The 19570-nt window shown below is 46.9% G+C and carries 18 protein-coding genes; 7 read left to right on the top strand and 11 right to left on the bottom strand.

Annotated elements, in window-relative coordinates:
• Positions 1-185: 185 nt before the first annotated feature.
• From ACI351_RS04525 to ACI351_RS04495, 7 genes are all read right to left on the bottom strand, one after another.
• Positions 186-863 carry a lysophospholipid acyltransferase family protein gene (locus ACI351_RS04525; protein WP_439734067.1) on the bottom strand — a complete coding sequence of 226 codons (678 nt, stop codon included), beginning with the start codon at positions 861-863 and terminating at the stop codon, positions 186-188.
• Positions 863-1501 (bottom strand): hypothetical protein, encoded by a 639-nt coding sequence (locus tag ACI351_RS04520; protein ID WP_439734066.1) that lies wholly within the window; start codon positions 1499-1501, stop codon positions 863-865. Before ACI351_RS04520 ends, ACI351_RS04525 begins: the two co-directional genes overlap by 1 nt.
• Positions 1502-1626: 125 nt before the next feature.
• Positions 1627-2667: a protein translocase subunit SecF gene (secF, locus tag ACI351_RS04515; protein ID WP_439734065.1), complete on the bottom strand. Its 1041-nt coding sequence runs from the start codon at positions 2665-2667 to the stop codon at positions 1627-1629.
• Positions 2664-4079: a protein translocase subunit SecD gene (gene secD, locus ACI351_RS04510; RefSeq protein WP_439734064.1), complete on the bottom strand. Its 1416-nt coding sequence runs from the start codon at positions 4077-4079 to the stop codon at positions 2664-2666. The genes secF and secD overlap by 4 nt, the downstream gene beginning before the upstream one ends.
• Positions 4079-4387, bottom strand: coding sequence for a preprotein translocase subunit YajC (yajC, locus tag ACI351_RS04505; RefSeq protein WP_439734063.1), 309 nt, complete (start codon positions 4385-4387; stop codon positions 4079-4081). Before yajC ends, secD begins: the two co-directional genes overlap by 1 nt.
• Positions 4388-5084: 697 nt before the next feature.
• Positions 5085-5882 carry a hypothetical protein gene (locus ACI351_RS04500; RefSeq protein ID WP_439734062.1) on the bottom strand — a complete coding sequence of 266 codons (798 nt, stop codon included), beginning with the start codon at positions 5880-5882 and terminating at the stop codon, positions 5085-5087.
• A 170-nt stretch (positions 5883-6052) separates the two neighbouring features.
• The gene (locus tag ACI351_RS04495) at positions 6053-6511 is read right to left on the bottom strand and encodes a hypothetical protein (protein WP_439734061.1); all 459 of its coding nucleotides are present in this window, start codon (positions 6509-6511) and stop codon (positions 6053-6055) included.
• A 150-nt stretch (positions 6512-6661) separates the two neighbouring features.
• On the opposite strand from ACI351_RS04495, the gene ACI351_RS04490 reads away from it, so the two are divergent.
• From ACI351_RS04490 to lon, 3 genes are all read left to right on the top strand, one after another.
• Entirely contained in the window at positions 6662-7249 is a 588-nt protein-coding gene (locus ACI351_RS04490; protein ID WP_439727847.1) for an ATP-dependent Clp protease proteolytic subunit, read from the top strand.
• Positions 7250-7391: 142 nt separating this feature from the next.
• On the top strand, positions 7392-7988 hold the full coding sequence (locus ACI351_RS04485) for a type IV pilin protein (protein WP_439734060.1): 597 nt from the start codon (positions 7392-7394) through the stop codon (positions 7986-7988).
• A 167-nt stretch (positions 7989-8155) separates the two neighbouring features.
• A complete protein-coding gene (gene lon / locus ACI351_RS04480; RefSeq protein ID WP_439734059.1) occupies positions 8156-10693 on the top strand; it encodes an endopeptidase La in 2538 nt (845 codons plus the stop codon).
• Between the two features lie 213 nt (positions 10694-10906).
• Here lon and ACI351_RS04475 read toward each other — a convergent pair whose 3' ends face one another.
• Complete coding sequence (locus tag ACI351_RS04475) at positions 10907-12424, bottom strand: alanine/glycine:cation symporter family protein (protein WP_439734058.1); 1518 nt, start codon at positions 12422-12424, stop codon at positions 10907-10909.
• A gap of 162 nt (positions 12425-12586) precedes the next feature.
• Between ACI351_RS04475 and ACI351_RS04470 the strand changes: the two genes are divergently transcribed.
• The 4 genes from ACI351_RS04470 to ACI351_RS04455 are packed head-to-tail and all read left to right on the top strand — an operon-like array spanning position 12587 to position 16145.
• On the top strand, positions 12587-13042 hold the full coding sequence (locus ACI351_RS04470; RefSeq protein ID WP_439734057.1) for a hypothetical protein: 456 nt from the start codon (positions 12587-12589) through the stop codon (positions 13040-13042).
• A gap of 5 nt (positions 13043-13047) precedes the next feature.
• Complete coding sequence (gene nadA / locus ACI351_RS04465; protein ID WP_439734056.1) at positions 13048-14091, top strand: quinolinate synthase NadA; 1044 nt, start codon at positions 13048-13050, stop codon at positions 14089-14091.
• The gene (gene nadC / locus ACI351_RS04460; protein WP_439734055.1) at positions 14088-14921 is read left to right on the top strand and encodes a carboxylating nicotinate-nucleotide diphosphorylase; all 834 of its coding nucleotides are present in this window, start codon (positions 14088-14090) and stop codon (positions 14919-14921) included. The genes nadA and nadC overlap by 4 nt, the downstream gene beginning before the upstream one ends.
• 18 nt (positions 14922-14939) lie before the next feature.
• The gene (locus tag ACI351_RS04455) at positions 14940-16145 is read left to right on the top strand and encodes a PLP-dependent aminotransferase family protein (RefSeq protein WP_439734054.1); all 1206 of its coding nucleotides are present in this window, start codon (positions 14940-14942) and stop codon (positions 16143-16145) included.
• Between the two features lie 195 nt (positions 16146-16340).
• Here the strand turns inward: ACI351_RS04455 and ACI351_RS04450 are convergent, their stop codons facing one another.
• The 3 genes from ACI351_RS04450 to ACI351_RS04440 all read right to left on the bottom strand — a co-directional run bounded on the left by ACI351_RS04450 (position 16341) and on the right by ACI351_RS04440 (position 19494).
• The gene (locus tag ACI351_RS04450; protein WP_439734053.1) at positions 16341-17384 is read right to left on the bottom strand and encodes an inorganic phosphate transporter; all 1044 of its coding nucleotides are present in this window, start codon (positions 17382-17384) and stop codon (positions 16341-16343) included.
• 8 nt (positions 17385-17392) lie between these two features.
• Complete coding sequence (locus ACI351_RS04445; protein ID WP_439734052.1) at positions 17393-18010, bottom strand: DUF47 domain-containing protein; 618 nt, start codon at positions 18008-18010, stop codon at positions 17393-17395.
• Positions 18011-18129: 119 nt separating this feature from the next.
• Positions 18130-19494: an acetate kinase gene (locus ACI351_RS04440; protein WP_439734051.1), complete on the bottom strand. Its 1365-nt coding sequence runs from the start codon at positions 19492-19494 to the stop codon at positions 18130-18132.
• Positions 19495-19570: the final 76 nt, after the last annotated feature.

Raw genomic sequence — 19570 nt, 5'->3', positions numbered from 1 at the left:
ATCCGAGTAGTAGGGGGGAGTGTAAGCGTCTTGGCTTTTCTATTTCTCCTTCTGACTGCAACCGAGCCCCTGCTATTTCTATTGGAAATTGTTATACGGAATAGTTGTGTATTTTTAAAAACGCCTCCGGCTTTTTTCGGGGGCGTTTTTATATATTGTGAACTTTTCCGTGCAGAGGAATTATTTTACCCTTTCGTATTGTCAAAATGTTGTTTGTTGACAAACATTTCCGATTGGTCCGACGCCCAGTTTAGCTGTTCTTCCAACTCTTTGGCGGCGCGTTCCATATCGGCGTCGTCCTTTACGCGGACGGTTTTTCCGTACGTCAGCGCGGTTTTGCCAAACGGCAGCGGCACGCGCATTTTATCCCAAGAGCCCACTTTAATTTTGTGGCTGAGCGCGGTGCCTACGGGGATAATCGGAAATCCGGTTTTTTTAGCCAAAAATAAAATACCGGATTGTACTTTGTAAATCGGGCCGCGGGGACCATCGGGTGTGAGCATCGGGCGGTAGCCGTCGCGCGCGGCGTGCATTAAGTGGATCAGCGCGCGCGCACCGCCGCGGCTTGACGAACCGCGTACCGCCAACATTCCGAATTTAGGCAGACATCGTGCAATATATTCTCCGTCGCTGGACTGGCTGATGAGCGGAGCGATTTTCTGCCCTTTATAGGGATATAATAAAAAGAGCTGTTGGTTGTGCCAAACGGCATAAATGACGCCTTTTCCTTCCTCCTCTAACCGTTTGCCTTCTTCGGATTTAAACCAGTAGATACGGGTGGTCCAGCCCAAAAAAACGGTATACCAGTAGGCTAAAGTGGAGCCGGCGGCGTGTTTCCAGTCGGTATATTGGATATCGGGCATTATTTTTTTCCTTTTTTGCGTATTTTTTGCCACGGCACTAACAATACGGTCGTGTAAGCGGGCGATAAAACGCCGTCCGCCAGTGTTACCTCAATTTTGTCCGCATTGATTTTTTCCAAAATAAGCGGTAAAATTTTTTCTGCCAATGTTTTTTCCAGCCGGACGGATTCTCGCAGCAGTTTGGGCGGCGCATACAAACCGAAGGGGGGAAGATAAACAAATTGCGGATCTAATGTTTCGTATTCTTCTTTTTGCGCCTGTTCGCGTACCAAATCGGTTACAAAACTGATTGCGTTTTTTAAAAATTCCAAAATAATACTGCCCGCCACGATGTTTCTCGGTTCTCCGTGGGTTTGGGCTTCCCGTAAAAACGGTTCAATTTTATTCCCCAACGTAACGGCGCAGGCGGTAAACATTTCTTTATGGACGGCGCTTTCGTCGTCCAGTTCCCAGTGTGCGTCCTGATTAAATTCGTACACGACGCCAGGGTCCAGCAGGGTAAATGCGTTTAAAATATATTGAGTGACTTCCATTTCGCTTGTAAATCCCGCTTGGCGCAAGAGGCCGCCGCCGCGCAATAATTTGCGCAGAATTTCTTTTTGGCGGGGGGCGATTTTAAAGCGTTTGATTTTTCGCATACGGTTTTTTTTAACGGCTTAAATAAATACGGGGAACTTTTTTACGATTTGGAAGGTTGAAATTCTGCTCCCGCGTTTATTTAAACCGCCGGACGGAGTTTTTTATACTCCGTCCGGCAATAGAACTAATTCTTTCTGTTTCTGCGCGTGCGTTTAATTTTAGTTATAACCTTTTTGGGTTTGGCAGGCGCATAACCTTCGGCGGCGCTTTCTTCGCGCTTTACTTCCGCGGAGATTTTTTTAGCGGCCGGTTTGGCGGCTGACTTAACGGGATTGGATCCGTCGTTGAGTTGGCCGCGGCTCCACGTATACACGAGCGGCGTGGTCAGCGCGATGGTGCTGTACACACCGGAAATGCAGCCGATCAGCATCGCAAACGCAAACGAGTTAATCACTTCCCCGCCGAAGAAATACAATACCACGAGCGCAAACAATACCGTTAAGGTGGTGATAACCGTTCGGGATAAGGTTTCATTGATAGAGAGGTTGATTAATTCTCTAAACGACATTTTGGGGTGGAGGCGGATGTTCTCGCGCATACGGTCAAAGATAACAATCGTATCGTTAATGGAGAAACCGGCCACCGTTAAGAACGCGGCCACGACCACGAGGTCAATTTCGCGCTGCGTGAGCGAGAACGCCACCGCCATTGCGAACAAGTCGTGGAACAGGGCGACAACACCCGAAACGCCCCACAAAATGTTGCTGAATCGGAACGCCACGTAAATGATGATGAACACCAAAGACAGCAAAATCGCCCACAAGGCTCTTTCCGTCATACTTTCGCCGACGGCCGGCCCCACGGAGTTCGTTTGCAGTACGGTGTAGGGTACGTTCAGCGTATCCAACGCTTTTTCAATACGGGCCTGTACAACGCCGACTTCGTCGGCGGTGCTTTTTTCGCTGATGGCGTAGGAGTTGTCCCCGAAAGATTGGAGTTCGGAGTTTGCCCCCGTGGCGGACAGAGCGCTGCGTACTTGTTCCATTTCCACGGCGCCGTCAAACTTTACCTGCACCATAGTGCCGCCGGTAAAGTCAATGCCCATATTAAACCCTTTCGTGCAGAAGCTGATAATACCGCCCACCAAAAGCACGGCAAACAACGTGTAATATACTTTTCTGTATTTAAGGAAATCAATGTTTGTTTTGGGTAGTAAGTGCATCATAAGCTGATCTCCTTTGTGTTAGAAGTTAAAACCAGCTCGTAAATAGCGCGCGTAACGAATACGGCGGTAAACAAGCTGACCAAGAGGCCGATGATAAGCGTTACGGCAAAGCCTTTCACGGGGCCCGTTCCAAACTGCAGCAAACACGCGCCTACGATAATGGTAGTGATGTTGGAGTCAAAAATAGCCGACCACGCTTTATCGTACCCTAAGTTAATAATTTCGTACACCGGTTTGCCTAACAGTTTTTCTTCGCGCATACGTTCAATAATCAGTACGTTGGCGTCGATAGCCATCGCCAAGGACAGAATCATACCCGCGATACCGGGCAAGGTCAACGTAGCGGAAAAATAGCTCATAATCGCTACGGTAAGCACAAAGTTTAACGCCAAGGCAATATCGGCAATGAAACCGGCCGCTTTGTAGTAAACGAGCATAAACGCCAAGATGATGACGAACGCATAGAAAGAAGCGGACAGACCGGATTTAATGGAGTCTTCCCCCAAGGTCGGTCCGATGGTTTTCTTTTCGATTACTTTTACGGGAGCGGGCAGCGCACCGGCTTTAAGCACGATAGCCAAAGCGCGGGCTTCTTCGGCGGAAAAAGTACCGGAGATTCGCCCTTGTTTGGTGATACGGGCTTGAATGGTGGGCGCGGATTGGACGGTGTTATCTAGCACAATCGCCAGATTTTTGCCAATGTTGGCGCCGGTCAGCTGGCCGAATTTTTTGCTGCCTTCGGCGTTAAATTCAAAGGATACTTCGGGGTAACCGTTTTCGCCCATCATTACGACGCGGGCATTTTCAAGGTCCGCGCCCGTTACGGGAGCGGTATCAGTTAAAAGGGTATAACCGCCGTCTTTATTGCGCATAATTTGGTATCCGGCCGGCACCAGTTGGGCCACTTCGGGTACTAAATTACCATTTTCGTCAAACGGTTTGTCCATAGATTCCAGTTTTTCAAAGGCTTGTTGGGCAATGGAGGTATCGTTCTTTACGATGCGGAATTCCAGCATAGCGGTTTTGCCGATCAGTTCTTCCGCGCGCTGCGGGTTGGATACCCCGGGCAGCTGTACCATAATCCATTTGTCGCCCTGTTTTGTAATGGAGGTTTCCGCTACACCGTATTGGTCAATGCGGTTACGGATGATTTCAATCGCGCGGGCCATCGCTTCGTTAAGCGGTTCCTTGGCGTTTAATTTGGAAACTTCCAGTTCCAACAGCAGGCTGGATCCGCCTCTTAAGTCTAGGCCCAAGTTCAGCATACGTTTGGGGCGTTCGCCGAGCGCATCAAGCGTTTCGCGTTCGGTCAGTGGTTTGGAATACCACTTGTAGTTGGGGTAAATCAGATATAAGGATCCGAGTAAAATGGCAATGATGAGTCCCCACTTTACGGCTAGTTTGTTGGACATTACTTTGAGCCTCCTTCTTTGGCTGCAATTTCGTTTACAAATCCTACGACAGCGGTTTTCAGCACAGTCAGTTTAACAGACTCTGCGATTTTGATTTCAATCGCATTATCCTTAAAACCGGCCACAGTGCCGATAATTCCGCCGGAAATGATCACCTGATCGCCTTTTTGCAGCGCGTTGACTTTGTTTAAGAGTTCCTGCTCGCGTTTCTTTTGGCTGCGCGCGGGCAGTATAATCATAAATACAAAGACGAACGCCATCAAAAGCACCCAGAAGAACATTCCTCCTCCTTGGGCCGTCGTTTGCATAGTTAAATCCTCCGGTTAAGAATAGAAATACACAACTCTATTTTAGCATATTTCCGTCATAAAATCAGAGATAGTTTTTGGTTTGTTCGGTTGAGTATTTTAAAATCCTTGGCCGCGGCGCAAAGTGCGTATGTAATGGTGAACGGTACTCCGGCACATCTGCAAAATATTACTACTTGTATGGCTTGCGGGAAAGAAAATAACCGCGCCCATAAAGTTTGTATTTCTATCGGAGGCAAGTGGAGATCAAAGGGTAATTGTGATGTGTATAACTTGCCTTAGTTTTTGGTGCTTTTTTATGGAAACTCCCCTGCTATGCTGGGGCTGCTAAGATTTTACCGCGGGGCATAATTAAAATTAAATTACCTGCGACAGCTGGTAATTTAAAGAACAAGGATGTCATTACTATGACTAATGACATCAATAATTTATCACATACGACTTGGAACCGCAAGTATCACCTTAAATGAGAGCGTCTATGAACTCCCGCGTTGCGGGAGTCTTTTGTTCTAAAATTCCTGCAGCGATTGATTTTCCCGCCGTAAACAGACTAAAACACGCTGCTTTTTTGCAGCAGAATTTGCCTTTATTTCCGTGCGAGGCCCAAGGTGTTCGGTAAAATATGAAAAATCCGTATAGCTTTGGCTTCGCAAAGCTATACGGATTGAAAATCTCTTGTCTATCAGAGTTATACTCTTTATTTTTGGGGATGTGATTTACTGCAAATGTGTTTTGTACCGTGGTATTTTTCGTCAACCGTATATTTGTGCCCGCATTTGGAGCAGAAATTTTCTTGAGTATCTGGATTGTTATTTTCAACGGTCTGTTTTTGTTCGGAACAAATTCCCACTCCGTCTTGAGCAGAACAATGTTGGTACGATTCGATAATTTCTTCTCCGCAATAAGCGCACACTGGTTTCTGCTTTGTGCAGACGTGTCTTTCGCCGTGGTATTTTTCATCAACCGTATATTCGTGTCCGCAGGCGGGGCAGCAATCTGCTTGCACTTTATGGGGATCATTTTCCGTGGTCTTTTTTTCCTCGGAGCATATTCCTACGCCATTTTCAGCAAAACAATGTTGATAGGATTCAATAATTTCTTCTCCGCAATAAGCACATACTGGTTGCTGTTTTTTGCAGACGTGTTTTTCGCCGTGATATTTTTCGTCAACCGTATATTCGTGCCCGCATTTGGGGCAGAAATTTTCTTGAGTATCTGGGTTGTTATTTTCAACGGTCTGTTTTTGTTCGGAACAAATGCCCACTCCGTCTTGAGCAGAACAATGTTGGTATGGTTCAGTAATTTCTTCTCCGCAGTAAACACAAGAATGGTGCCGCCGCGTATCCGGTTGGTTCTTTTGAGATGTAGCGTCCGAATGTCTTTGCGCTGCAACAGTACGCTGGACTTTGTTGTAGAGCGTCTTGTTCTGGGCCGCCAAAGGTACAGCCGTACCAATGACTAATAAAGCAACGAGTAACATAGATATGTTTTTCATAATTCCTCAGCATTCCAAAAATATCCTTCTTATATTTATTATAATGGATTGTCCGTTGAGATAAAAGGGTCTTTAGACCTAGACTGGTTATAAAAAGGGCCTAAATTTTTATAGGCCCTCGCTGTGGTAGAAAAAATCCCCGTCCGTAGAAAGGACGGGGATAAAAGTGCTTATTCTTCTTCCGTGCCTGCTCCCAAAAAACCTGCCAGAATGATTTGAGCGGCTTGTTCGGAAATCAAGTCACATTGGACGGCGTACTGAAAGGCTAAAGAAAGCGTAATTAATTTTGCAACATCCAGATTAAGCATATTAGCCGGATAGAGATCTTGATAGGTCATCAGCGTTTGGGCTAAAGCAGTAACGGCATTTTCCATTTCAGTGCCTAATTCCTCACTGGGCTCCTCTACGCGGTTAAAGATACCCGGCAGCGTGGTATTTAAAGCGGTTTCGATGGCGCGGTCGGTATCGTTTAATTTATTTTGCGCTTTATGGGCGTCAAAAATCATCAGCGATTGCGTAATGGCCTGTTCGGTGTATTGGCGGGTTTTCTTGTCTATTTCTTGCGCGAGAGCTAGAGTAGAGCAAAAAAGTACGGCGGCCACTGCGGTAAAACATTTTTTCAGGTTCATAATATATCTCCTAATTAAGATTTCTATACATAGTGTAATAAATTGTGAGCGAAAAGCCATAGGTCCTTGGACCTATTTTTTATGGAAAATTGGCCCCCTTTTTTATAGGCCCTGTGTTTGAAAAAGCCAAAATATACTACAATATACTATATGATTATCCCTACTATTATTGAAAAAAACGTCGGTTACGACATTTTCTCGCGCTTGTTGAAAGACCGCATTATCTTCGTTGGAGGACGTGAAGGCGAAGTGGATACTGCCAGCGCCAATATGATTATCGCCCAGCTTTTGTATTTGGACGCGGATGATTCCAATCGGGAAATTAACCTCTACATTAATTCCCCGGGCGGAATGGTTACGGCGGGGCTTGCTATTTACGATACGATGCAGTTTATCAAAGCTCCGATTACCACTATCTGTATGGGACAGGCGATGAGCTTCGGCGCGGTATTATTGGCGGCCGGTTCCAAAGGCAAACGTTATGCGCTGCCTCATTCGCGCATTATGATCCACCAGCCTTTAATTTGGGGCGGCGGAATTTCCGGACAAGTGACAGATATTGAAATAGAAGCCCGCGAACTGCGCGACAATAAAGAACATCTGCTTGATATTTTGGCCAAACATACGGGCCAGCCGAAAGAAAAGGTTCGCCAAGACAGCGAACGCAACTATTATATGTCTGCTCAAGAAGCCAAAGAGTACGGCCTTATTGATGAAGTGCTGGAACTTACCAAATAGTTTTTTTCGTTAAGTACGAAACCGCTCCGTTCAAAACTGGGGCGGTTTTTTTGTGGTTTGCGCGGGAAACTTAATAGGGGTTGTATTGTTTTTTTTTTTTGATACCATGAGAATAAATCATGTATAAGGGGGGATATATCTCATGTATCAAAAAGATGTCATTCCGGCCGTGGAGCCAGAATCTAGGTTGTTAAATAGAAGTTGTAAACCTTATTGTAAACTGGATTCCCGGTTCACCGTGCGGTGCCCGGGAATGATAAACAGAGGTTTTACGCTTATAGAGTTGTTAGTTGTTGTTTTAATTATCGGTATTTTATCCGCCGTTGCGCTGCCTCAATATGAAAAAGCCGTTCTAAAAGCCCGTTTTTCTACAATGCAGCAGATAGCGGAGAGTATGAAAAAAGCTGAAGAAGCCTATTATATGGCAAATGGGAATTATATTGCCGATACGGATAGTTTGGATTTTGATTACAAAGGACGTTGCAACGGCAATGATTTTTTAAATTGCGGTTCCGGGATATTTGTGGATTTATTGGGGGGTAGTGATATTGTTACGATTAAAGGTGGATTATATATTAGTGCTTATTACTGTCCGGAATGTTCAGGTTGGAGTGAAGCCGGCTCAAAGAACATTTTTTCATATATTGTGTGGTTAGATTTTTCTGCGAATCCCGGGAAGAGGGCATGTACTTCAAAAACGGAGAAAGGAAAAGCTTTTTGTAAAACGCTGAAACTGTAACTATAAAGGACCCTGTAGCGGGCCTTTTTGTCGTTTTAAAATTAGCAGACTTATTAAATATTTGCTAATTTTAATACAATTTGCTACAATATCTTTGGATAGGAGCGGGGGAAAAGTATCAAATCGCTCCTTTTTATTGACCCATTAGGATGAATAGGGAGAATACAATGGAAGAAATTAAAAAAACAACACTTTCGTTACCGACGGTAGTGCCGGCAGTTGCCATACGCGATGTGGTGATGTTTCCGGGGATGAGCCTGCCGCTTTCGGTAGACAGGGAAAAGTCGGTTGCCGCGGTGGAATTGGCGCTTGACACATCCGGCAAATATATTTTAGCTGTATCGCAAAAAGAAGCCGAGGTGGAGAATCCCAAAGCTTCCGATATTTACCATTTCGGTGTGATTGCGCAGATTACACAGAACTTAAAAATGCCGGATGGTTCAATGAAAATTTTTCTTCAGGGGCTGGCCCGTGCGCGCGTGACGAAACTGGAACTTAACGAAGCGGCCGGAGCGTGGTTTGCCACGGTAGAATATATTGAGGAAGAGGATGACGACTCTCCCGTTGTGCAGGCGCTTATGCGCAAGGTGCTTGACGAGTTTGACCATTACGCCCGCGTGTCGCACCGGATTGCAGTAGAAGGGGTGTCGTTTTTGCGTCAAATTAACGACGCGTCCAAACTGGCCGATACGGTGGCGTCCAATATGCTTGTCAAAACGCCGCAGCGGCAGGAAATTTTGGAAGCCGTGCATATTAAGGACCGCTTAGAAAAGATTTTAAAATTAATCACGAGTGAAGTGGAAATCTTGGGATTGGAAGAAAAAATTCATTCCAAAGTGCGCGCGCAAATTGAGAAAAACCAAAAAGAGTACTATTTGAACGAGCAGATGAAAGCCATTCAAAAGGAGCTCAGCCAAAAGGACGATTTTCAAAAAGAATTGGACGCTATGCGTACCAAAATCAAGAAAAACGGTCTGCCCAAACACGCCAAAGAAGCGGCCGAAAAAGAATTGGACCGCTTGGCCAAAATGGCGCCGTTTTCACCGGAGGCTACGGTCTCGCGTACGTATTTGGATTGGCTGATTAATATGCCGTGGAATGTAACCACCGAAGACGTTTTGGATTTGAAAGAAGCTAAGAAAATTTTAGATGAGGATCATTTCGGCTTGGAAAAACCCAAAGAACGTATTTTGGAATATCTGGCTGTCAGCAAACTGACGCATTCTTTGCGCGGCCCCGTCTTGTGTTTTGCGGGCGCCCCGGGGGTGGGCAAAACGTCTTTAGCCAAATCCATTGCGCGCGCCATTGGACGTAAGTTTGTGCGGATGTCACTTGGGGGCGTGCGGGACGAAAGCGAAATCCGCGGCCACCGCAGAACCTACATTGGTTCTATGCCCGGGCGTATTATTCAAGGAATCAGCAAAGCCAAAAGTTCTAATCCTGTGTTTTTGCTCGATGAAATTGACAAAATGGGTTCGGACTGGCGCGGTGATCCGGCAGCGGCGCTGTTGGAGTTATTGGACCCCGAACAGAATAAAGAGTTTTCCGATCACTTTTTAGACGTTCCGTTTGACGTTTCCAAAGTGATGTTTATTACGACGGCCAACTCGCTTTCCAACATTCCGCGTACTTTGCGTGACCGTTTGGAAATTATTGATTTTGACGGGTATACAGAATACGAAAAGCACGACATTGCGGACAATTATTTACTTCCCAAACAGATGAAAATCCACGGGTTGAAAGAAGGCCAGCTCAGCGTATCGCGCGAGGCGGTAGCGCTCTTAATGCGCGATTATGTGCGCGAAGCGGGGGTGCGTAATTTAGACCGCGAAATCGGTTCTTTATGCCGCAAAGCCGCCAAAATGATTGTGGACGGCGCGAAAAAGGTGACCGTTACTAAAGAAAATCTGCACGAATTTTTAGGAGTGCCGAAGTATTCTAATTTCGCGGCGGAAGAAAACGGAGTGGGGATTGCGACGGGGCTCGCGTGGACGAGCGTCGGCGGTGAAACGCTGTCTATCGAAGCTACAAAGCTGCCCGGCAAAGGCCAGTTGATTTTAACGGGTATGCTGGGTAACGTGATGAAGGAATCCGTCCGTGCTGCACTGACGTATGCGCGCAGCCGCGGTTACGGTGAAGGCTTGGATTTTGATAAGACGGATTTTCACGTTCACTTTCCCGAAGGTGCCGTACCGAAAGACGGGCCGTCTGCCGGCAGCGTCATTACCACGGCGTTAACCAGTCTTTTGACGGGTCTTCCCGTTAAAAAACAGCTTGCGATGACGGGCGAAGTGACGATTACGGGCCGCGTGCTGCCGGTAGGGGGGATTAAAGAAAAGTTCTTGGCTGCGTACCGCGAAGGCGTAAAGACGATTCTTTACCCGCATACGAATGAAAAAGACGTGTCCGAAGTTCCACAGCGTGTGCGCCAAGAATTAAACTTGATTCCCGTCAAAAATATGGACGAGGTGCTGCCCTTGGCGTTGGAAGGCTGGGAAGAATTCGCGGCCCGATTGCAAAAAAAGATCGGGAAAAAGAAAGGAAAAGCCGCAAAATCTTCCGTCAAGCTGTCCGCTAAAAAAGCGGTTAAAACGGCTGTAGGTAAAAAAGCCATTGATAAAAAAACGCCGAAAGCGACGGCTAAAAGAAACGTTCGTTCATTAAAAAAAGCTGTAAAAGCAAAGAACGGAAAACGTAAATTTTGAAGGCAAATTCGGACAAGCCCCCTGCCTGAGCAGGGGGTATTTTTTTTGCATATATTGAAATTATCTCCAAGATTTTATCCCGCAAGATTGTATTGGTAGGGTTAAAGAGGAACTCGCCGTACGCAGATCCGTACAAAAGCAAAAGAACTACTTACCCGCAGATTTAAAAAATCCCCAGCCGAAAAGCTGGGGAAGATAATAAGTGACGGACGGTTATTTAGCTTTCTTCTGTTCTTTATGTAGACGCATTGCTTGGCTGCCTACGATATTGCGCAAGTTTTGGCGCGTGGTTTTAATAATTACTTTACGTAAACACCATAACGCCCAGATATTGGGCAGCGTCATCATTGTCATTGTCAAAATGACTAGAGCCCACATAAACCGCGTGGACATATTGGCTTCTGCCGTGCGGGATACAGAGTCGGCAATCGTCAAATCCCACGAAAAACTCGTTCCAATCCAGCCGCCGACAAATACCAGCGCGATAAACAATACGCGCGCCGGTGTTACGAGCTTATTCGCTCCCTTGCATAAAAACTGCAGTGCTTTTTCAGTATAATATCCCCAGCCGATGATGGTGGTAAACGAGAAAATCACCAGCGAGAAAATTAAAATCGGCGTACCGATATACGGCACCGTCTTAAACGCGCTGTTGCACAAGTTGGCGGCATATACGTTGGGATTTTGCCAATCGCCAGCCAAAATGATTACCATACCCGTCAGCGAGCAGATAAAAATTGCCCAAAATACGGAGGTGGCTGATACGATAGCCATTTGTGTGGCCGAACGGGTTTTTGCCGCGGCGGCGGCTATAGAGGCGCTGCCAAGGCCGGCTTCCGTAGCCAGTACCGCGCGGGTAATTCCCGCGGTCAGCGCGGGCACCATTGCCTGTACGAGTGCCATAATCCCTACGCCAACGGCGCCGCCCGCGGCGGCTTTTCCCGTAAAAGCGCTTTTCAAGACGACGGATACCGCTGCCGGAATAGAGGTAAAATTCATACATACCACAATAGCGGTAAGCAGCAGATACAGGCCTCCCATAATCGGCACCAGCCATTCGGAGTAGGCCGCAATGCGTTTTACTCCACCGATAATGACGATTGCCGTCAGTAGCGCTACCGCAGCCCCAATATACCACGGATTTAAGTTGTACCCTTCGCGCAGCGCATCGGCAATTGCGTTAGACTGCAATGCACTTCCGGCCGTTAAGCCCATTAAAAGCGTACCGAGGGCGAAAATGAAGGCCAGTTTTTTGTACTTTAAAATATGGGAAAGATAGTACATCGGCCCGCCTACATATTCGCCGCTTTCCAGTTTGATGCGGTATTTAAACGCCACCAAACATTCGCAGTATTTAATGGCAAAGTTAAAAAATCCTGCCACTACCATCCAAAACAGGGCCCCGGGGCCTCCTTCGGCCACTGCGGTTGTTACGCCAATAATACTGCCCGTACCTACGGTTGCGCCAATCATTACGGCCAGCGAGCCGAAACTGCTTACCATTCCTTCCGAGTCCACCTTTTGGACGGAAAGCCGCATTGCCGGCCAAGTGTATTTTTGCAAAAAGCGTAATTTAACCGTGAAATAAATACCGAGAAACAGCAATAGAAAAATCATCGGCGGGCCCCAGATCAGGGCGTTGAATCCGTTCATCAAATCGTAAGCTGTTGGAACGGAGGGCGCAGAAAAAAACGCGATTACCGCGCTCCATAACTCAAGAATACTTTGCATTGGTATTTTATTGCCTCCCAAAAGGTATAACTCTATTATTCTACCAAATATCTGCTGGTTAGAGAAAAATTCGTCTAAAAATCTTTTCAAGTACGTTTAATATGATATATAATAAAAATATGCGCACGGACGCCGCGCACTTTTCTAAAAGGAGACGGATATATGAAGAAAATTTTAACCGTAATCTGTTTTGCTGCGTTGGGTGCGGCTTGTTCTTCCTCGGGGTCTAATGTGAAAACGGCCGCTAACGGTAACGCCACGGGAGGAAAAAACGCCAAATACCAAATTATTGATCAGGAATTTGATAATCTCCTCGCGCCGGAAGCCGATTACGATACGCTGCCCGCGTATGAATTGCAAGCCTGCGGAGATTCATATCTTCCTCCCGCTGAAACGAAACTGAGAAACGCTGTTAAACCGGCTGTTAAAAAGACCTCTAAAACCGCTGTTAAAAAAACATCGAATGTTAGCGAAAACAAAGAAGTAGTAAATGTGGTCAACATTGTTGAAGTAGATGGCCCTGCGCCGGTTCCGGCTGGCACCGTTTCGTCTTCTACTACCACCACGACGACTACCACTTATAATAATTCCGGCAATGATTTGCCCGATACACTGTAATTTTTATGTTTGACACGCTGGAGAAAGAATCTTTGATTGTAGAAGAAGCCCATAGATTATATGGGCTTCTTCACTCTGTTTCCAAAACCAAATCGGCCAAGTGGGCAATGGCGGATTGCTTGGCTGCCGCTCCTTACACGCTGGCGATTAACCATTTTAAAAAAGAGCAGAATGCTGTGATATTGGCACATTCGTACACAACTCCGGATTTAGTTTACGGCGTGGCCGACTATCGGGGGGATTCGTATGAATTGGCGTTAAAAGCGCGCGACTCGCAGGCGGATGTGATCGTGTTTGCGGGTGTGTGGTTTATGGCGGAAACGGCAAAAATTATCAACCCGTCCAAAAAAGTACTAATTCCCGCTGGCCGCGCAGGTTGTACACTGGCCGATTCTATGACGGGAGAGGACGTAAAAAAACTGCGGGCTTTACACTCCGGTGTACCCGCTCTGTGCTACATTAACAGTACTGCTGAGGTCAAAGCTGAGTGTGATTCTTGCGTGACTTCCGGCAACGTTTTTGACATCGCCCAGAAGATGAAGGGTAACGAGTTGATTTTTGTGCCGGATATGCTGATGGCGCAAAATTTGGAGGCGGAACTCAAACGCCGCGGCACGCCCAAGAAAATTATTTCTTCGGGCGGATCGTGTTGTGTACACGATAAGTACCGCCCCGAACACGTGGAAAAACTCCGCGCGGATTATCCCGATATTAAAGTTGTTGCACATCCGGAATGTCCTATTGAAGTGTGTGAAATGTGCGATTATGTAGGCAGTACCAAAGCAATGGCCGCATATGTGGCGGGATCGGAAGCGAAAACCTTTGGTATGCTGACGGAATTCGGCCTCGTTAACCGGATGGAAGCGGAACATCCGGATAAACAATTTATTTGGCCGTTCGGCGTGTGCAGCTATATGAAGAAAAATACGTTAATCAACACATGGGAAGCGCTTGTTGATCCCCGCCCCGAGCAGGTGGTGGAAGTGGACGCGCAGGTTGCGGCGGCCGCCAAAAAATCTATTGAAAAAATGTTTGAGCTTGCCAAATGATAACCGATAAAATTATAGAACTTGCCCTACAGGAAGATTTGAGTTTGGGGGATATTACCTCCGACAATATTTTTACGCACGAAGAACAAGCCGAGGCTGTTATTACCGCCAAGGAAGATTTAGTGCTTTGCGGTATGAATGTAGCCAAAGAAGTATTTTCTGCGGTAGACCCGTCGGTTAAATTTCTGCCGCTAAAAAAAGACGGCGACGCAATAAAAAAAGGCGAAAAAGTGTTGGAGTTAAAGGGGGCGGCTTTATCCATTTTAAAAGCGGAGCGCACCGCGCTTAATTTTATGCAGCGTATGAGCGGTATTGCCACCGCTTCGCGCGAGTACGCCGAAATCGGCAAAAAATACGGCGTGATGATTGTGGATACGCGCAAAACCCAGCCCGGTCTGCGCCGTTTGGATAAATACGCTGTCCGCGTCGGCGGTGCCCGCAACCACCGCATTAGTCTGGCTGACAGCGTGATGATTAAAGACAATCACATCGCGGCGGCCGGATCCATTACGGCGGCGGTAAACAAGATTAAAGCCGTCATCGGTCATACCCCTAAGGTGGAGGTGGAAACCACTAGTCTAGACGAAGTAAAAGAAGCTTTAAACGCGGGAGCCGATATCATTATGCTGGATAATATGACGCCTGCGGAAATTCTGCGATGTAAGGCGGAAATCGCCGGCCGTGCGGTAATTGAGGTGTCCGGCGGAGTCAATAAGTCCAATTTAGAAAGTTACTGTCAAACGGGGGTAGACGTTATTTCAATGGGCGCGCTGACTCACTCCGTTCCCGCTAAAGATTTGAGTTTAAAAATAGTAAAATATACTAAATAAAAAAGCAAGGATAAAACTATGGATTACAATAAGTTGTTTTCGAAGGTGGTCAGCCGCTCCAAGGCTTCCGCCATCAGAGAGCTTTTAAAAGTTATTTCCCGCCCCGAAATTATTTCATTTGCGGGGGGCTTGCCGGCGCCCGATTTGTTTCCGGCGAAAGAAGTGGCCGATATTATGCAGGACGTATTGGATAAACACGCCAAAGAAGCGCTGCAGTACGGCACGACCGAAGGCCAGGACAAGCTGAAAAAAGAACTGATTAAACTGATGAAAGAAACGGAAAATATTACCGTCACGCCGGAACAGTTGCTGGTGGTTTCCGCTTCCCAACAGGCGCTCGATATGACGGCCCGCATTTTTATTAATCCCGAGGACAGTATCATTACCGCCGCCCCAACCTATTTGGGGGCTCTCCAAGCGTTTCAAGTGGCGGGGGCGGATATCCGCGGTGCAGAAAGCGACGGATACGGTATTTTACCTGAAGATTTGGAAGCTAAGTTGGAAGAACTAAAGAAAGAAGGCAAACCGTGTAAATTTATTTATGTGGTGCCGGATTTTCAAAACCCGACGGGTACCACCATTCCCGAACAGCGCCGGTTGGAAATTTTGGAAATTGCCAAGAGATATGGCACATTTATTTTGGAAGATTCTCCGTACCGTCAAGTGCGCTTTGAAGGCAAAGCTCCGCGTACGTTTTTTGAACTGGATAACGGCCAAGGCAACGTGATTACGATGTTTACGTTTTCTAAAGTATTTACGCCCGGGTTCCGCTTGGGCTACATTATCGGGCCGGAGAGCGTTATCCGCAAATATGTTATTCTAAAACAGGCTATGGATTTGTGTTCTTCGCCTATTTTGCAGCTGGCTACGGCGGAATACCTGCGCCGCGGTCTCTTAATGCAGCACGTAAAGGACATTATCGTCTGCTACCGGGAAAAGCGCGACTTAATGCTCAAAACGCTGGCCGAATATATGCCCAAAAACATTTCTTGGACGAGGCCGGAAGGCGGTCTGTTCTTGTGGCTGTCTTTACCTAAACATATGAATGCGACGGATCTTTTGCCCAAAGCCATTGAAAATAAAGTGGCGTTTGTGGCAGGTGTGGATTTTTATCCGTCCGGCGACGTACATAATGATATGCGCTTAAACTTTTCCTACTCTACTAAAGAACAGATTGTGGAGGGGCTCAAACGGCTGGCGCAGACGATTAAAGAGAACTTATAAAATTAACGGCTGATGTTATCTTCCGTTTTACGTACAAGGGATAAGAAGGTTTCTTATCCCTTGTTGCTTATTAGGGGCACATTGTCCATATTGGGCTAATTTTGCGTTTCCTTGCTTTTGACGGGGAACCGCATAATAAAAAACGCCTTGGAAATTCCAAGGCGTTTTTTATAAATGAGCTTTTTATTGTGTTCTTTAAAATAATCCTTTAATGAGACAGCAGACGGCTGAAATCAGCGCGGCAGCGGGAATTGTAATAAACCACGCCCACACAATCCGGTTAGCGACGCCCCAGCGTACACACGAAAGACGGCGCAGCGAGCCGATCCCTACAATCGCACCCGTAATCGTGTGTGTAGTGCTGACGGGTACCCCCAAAGCAGAAGCGATAAAAATGGAAATACCGGCCGAAGTTTCGGCACAAAAACCGTCCACGGGGCGCAGACGCGTAATTTTCTGGCCCATTGTTTTAACGATTTTCCACCCGCCCGAAAGCGTGCCGAGTGCAATTGCTCCCTGACACAAAAGTACGACGGACAGCGGTACGATAAATTCCCCTTGCGCCACGGCGTGCATTTCTTCGTGAGACAAAAGAAAATCACGTATGGGAGCAGCCTCTTCTCCGGCAAGTCCGCCGAGTAACAGCATACTGATGATACCCATTGTTTTTTGTGCGTCGTTTCCGCCGTGTCCTAAGGAATAAGCGGATGCGGAAAACAGCTGGGCTTTGCGGAAAAAAGAGTCCACTTTGCGCGGCGTAAAATGATTGCAGATATTAAAAACCATCGTGCCAATCATTCCGGCAAGCAGGAATCCCAGTAAGGGGGACAAAAAGATGAATAGCACCGTTTTGAAAATTCCTCCGGCCACTAATGCTGTTGTGCCGCCCTTTACGATTGCTGCACCGATTAATCCTCCAATCAGTGCGTGGGAAGAGCTGGAGGGGAGTCCCCACCACCACGTAATCAGGTTCCACGCGCACGCGCCGATGAGCGCGGAAAATACGAGGTCCGCGTCCACAATATGAATATCCACAATGCCCGCACCGATGGTTTTAGCTACTGCGGTGTGGAAAATCAAGAACGCGATAAAGTTGAAGAATGCCGCCCACGCCACCGCAATTTTTGGCGACAGTACACGGGTGGACACCACAGTCGCCACGGAGTTAGCCGCATCGTGGAATCCGTTTAAGTAATCAAAAAACAAGGCTAAAACGATAAGGAATAAAATCCAAAACATAGTTTTCCTTAATTGCTCTTCACCAAAATGGATTCTACCAAGTTAGCCACGTGTTCGCAGTAGTCTGTAATTGTTTCGGCCAGTTCGTAGAGTTCTTTTTGTTTGATAATCATTACCGGATCTTTTTCGTTTTCAAAAAGGAATGTAATTGCTTCGTCGCGCAGGACGTCGCCCTCGTTTTCCAAACGGTTGATTTCCACGCATTGAATAAGAGTTTCTTTCATTTTCTTATTGCTGCGCATTGTTGCTAACGTTTTTTGCAAAGCTTTGGCTGTTTGGTCGATAGTATTGGCCAAGCGTTTGCTATAGTCGGTAGGTTTGGTAATCTTATACAAGTAAAAACGGTTGGTAAGCAAGTAGATGGCGTCAATAATATCGTCTAATTTATTGGCCAATTCCAAAATATCCTCGCGGTCAAACGGGGTAATGAATGTTTCGTTTAGGGTGTTAATGGTGGTGTGGGTCAGCTCGTCGCCGTAGTGTTCTTTTTCGTGCATTGCGCGCACATTTTCGGGCGTAAAGGAACCGTCGTCCACTAACTTTTTATAAAAATTCGCCGCTGAAACGATGTTTTCGGCTTGTTTATCAAACAGGTCAAAAAATTTTACTTCTTTGGGTAAGAACATAGCTGCTCCGTGTATGAAAGCGTCTTGGTCTGTTGCTGCTGGCCCGCGGGAGTTTTTTCCGGCTCTCTAGCGGGGAGTAAAAACGCCCGTTTGCACAGACAAACGGGCGTAGGCAAAGTCTATTTCTTCTCTTGCTGTTTCAACGGTTCGGGCAAGTTAACGGCTGCCTTTAACAAGAAAGGCCGCTTTTTAACTTCCTCGATAAATGCCGCGTCGCGCAGTTTATTGCGGTAATCTTTCTCTTGAAAGATATAGCGGAATTTAGTGTATACATCGTACGTGCCGGCCAAAAGGGCGACAATGTCCTGCACTCCCACGATTTCTTCATCCGTCGGAATAACAAAGATTTTTACTTTGGATTCGGGGGCGGAAATCAGACATTCAGCCTTGTTGGTATCGGCACAGTTGTTGCGTTCTTCATCAAGAACAATACCGAAATTTTCAAGCCCGCTTAGAATCATTTCGCGGATGTTTGTAGCGCGTTCGCCTACTCCGGCGGTAAATACGATCGCGTCCAACCGGCCCAACGCGGCCATATACGCGCCGATATATTTTTTAATGCGGTAACATTCCACGTCCAGCGCCAGTTTACATAGTTCGTCACCGTTGGCGGCGCCTTTACGTACGTCGCGCTGATCGGCAAAACGGTCTCCGGTCAGGGCGAACATACCGCTTTGTTTGTTTAAAATTTTATACATTTCATCCGGTGTAAGGCCCAATTTGTTCATCATATAGAAGCAGATGGACGGGTCCATATCGCCGCAGCGCGTACCCATTACTAGGCCCTCAAGCGGCGTAAGGCCCATACTGGTGTCGAGGCATTGGCCGTTTTTGACGGCGGTCGCGCTGGCGCCCGCCCCGATATGGCAGACGATTGTATTGACCTCGTCTACATTCTTGCCTAAAAGCACAGCAGCGCGGCGGGAGGTGTACAGTACGGACGAACCGTGAAAACCGTAACGGCGGATTTTGTAATCTGTGTACCATTTGCGCGGCAGCGCGTACATATAAGAAGAAGCGGGCATCGTCTGGTGGAAAGCGGTGTCCATTACGCAAACGTGGGTGACATTGGGCAGTAACGTGCGTGCGGCTTCAATACCCATAATATGGGCCGGATTGTGCAACGGTGCCAAGTCGGAAATATTTTTAAGTTCTGCGATTACTTTATCGTCTACAATTACGGATTTAGCGAATTTGCCTCCGTGTACAATGCGGTGCCCGACGGCGGAAATGACGTTGATGTTTTCAATCACGCCGTGTTCTTTGTTAGTCAGCGTTTCGATAACGAGGTTAATGGCGTCTTTATGGTCTTTGCAGTTCCGTTTGAGTTCAAAAGAAGGGTATCCGTGGCGGTCTTGGGAAATAAAAGATCCGTCAATGCCGATGCGTTCCACCGCGCCGGCGCAGAGGTTTCTCTTCTGGTCCCAGTCGTAAACGCTGTACTTGACCGAAGAGCTGCCGCAGTTTAAAAAGAGTATAATCATAGGGTAATCATCGTCCTTATTAAATCCCTGACAGGGGAGTTTCTTGGAGGAAGAAATCTTCCTTAATATTATTGTA

This window comes from Candidatus Avelusimicrobium sp., assembly GCF_051874775.1.
GTDB lineage: Bacteria > Elusimicrobiota > Elusimicrobia > Elusimicrobiales > Elusimicrobiaceae > Avelusimicrobium.
This window is presented reverse-complemented; position numbering and strand designations above follow the sequence as displayed.

What these genes read in the sequence shown, in the direction of transcription:
- ACI351_RS04525 (WP_439734067.1), bottom strand. Translation starts at nt 863, where the DNA reads ATGCCCGATATCCAATATACCGACTGGAAACACGCCGCCGGCTCCACT.
- ACI351_RS04520 (WP_439734066.1), bottom strand. Translation starts at nt 1,501, where the DNA reads ATGCGAAAAATCAAACGCTTTAAAATCGCCCCCCGCCAAAAAGAAATT.
- secF (WP_439734065.1), bottom strand. Translation starts at nt 2,667, where the DNA reads ATGATGCACTTACTACCCAAAACAAACATTGATTTCCTTAAATACAGA.
- secD (WP_439734064.1), bottom strand. Translation starts at nt 4,079, where the DNA reads ATGTCCAACAAACTAGCCGTAAAGTGGGGACTCATCATTGCCATTTTA.
- yajC (WP_439734063.1), bottom strand. Translation starts at nt 4,387, where the DNA reads ATGCAAACGACGGCCCAAGGAGGAGGAATGTTCTTCTGGGTGCTTTTG.
- ACI351_RS04500 (WP_439734062.1), bottom strand. Translation starts at nt 5,882, where the DNA reads ATGAAAAACATATCTATGTTACTCGTTGCTTTATTAGTCATTGGTACG.
- ACI351_RS04495 (WP_439734061.1), bottom strand. Translation starts at nt 6,511, where the DNA reads ATGAACCTGAAAAAATGTTTTACCGCAGTGGCCGCCGTACTTTTTTGC.
- ACI351_RS04490 (WP_439727847.1), top strand. Translation starts at nt 6,662, where the DNA reads ATGATTATCCCTACTATTATTGAAAAAAACGTCGGTTACGACATTTTC.
- ACI351_RS04485 (WP_439734060.1), top strand. Translation starts at nt 7,392, where the DNA reads ATGTATCAAAAAGATGTCATTCCGGCCGTGGAGCCAGAATCTAGGTTG.
- lon (WP_439734059.1), top strand. Translation starts at nt 8,156, where the DNA reads ATGGAAGAAATTAAAAAAACAACACTTTCGTTACCGACGGTAGTGCCG.
- ACI351_RS04475 (WP_439734058.1), bottom strand. Translation starts at nt 12,424, where the DNA reads ATGCAAAGTATTCTTGAGTTATGGAGCGCGGTAATCGCGTTTTTTTCT.
- ACI351_RS04470 (WP_439734057.1), top strand. Translation starts at nt 12,587, where the DNA reads ATGAAGAAAATTTTAACCGTAATCTGTTTTGCTGCGTTGGGTGCGGCT.
- nadA (WP_439734056.1), top strand. Translation starts at nt 13,048, where the DNA reads ATGTTTGACACGCTGGAGAAAGAATCTTTGATTGTAGAAGAAGCCCAT.
- nadC (WP_439734055.1), top strand. Translation starts at nt 14,088, where the DNA reads ATGATAACCGATAAAATTATAGAACTTGCCCTACAGGAAGATTTGAGT.
- ACI351_RS04455 (WP_439734054.1), top strand. Translation starts at nt 14,940, where the DNA reads ATGGATTACAATAAGTTGTTTTCGAAGGTGGTCAGCCGCTCCAAGGCT.
- ACI351_RS04450 (WP_439734053.1), bottom strand. Translation starts at nt 17,384, where the DNA reads ATGTTTTGGATTTTATTCCTTATCGTTTTAGCCTTGTTTTTTGATTAC.
- ACI351_RS04445 (WP_439734052.1), bottom strand. Translation starts at nt 18,010, where the DNA reads ATGTTCTTACCCAAAGAAGTAAAATTTTTTGACCTGTTTGATAAACAA.
- ACI351_RS04440 (WP_439734051.1), bottom strand. Translation starts at nt 19,494, where the DNA reads ATGATTATACTCTTTTTAAACTGCGGCAGCTCTTCGGTCAAGTACAGC.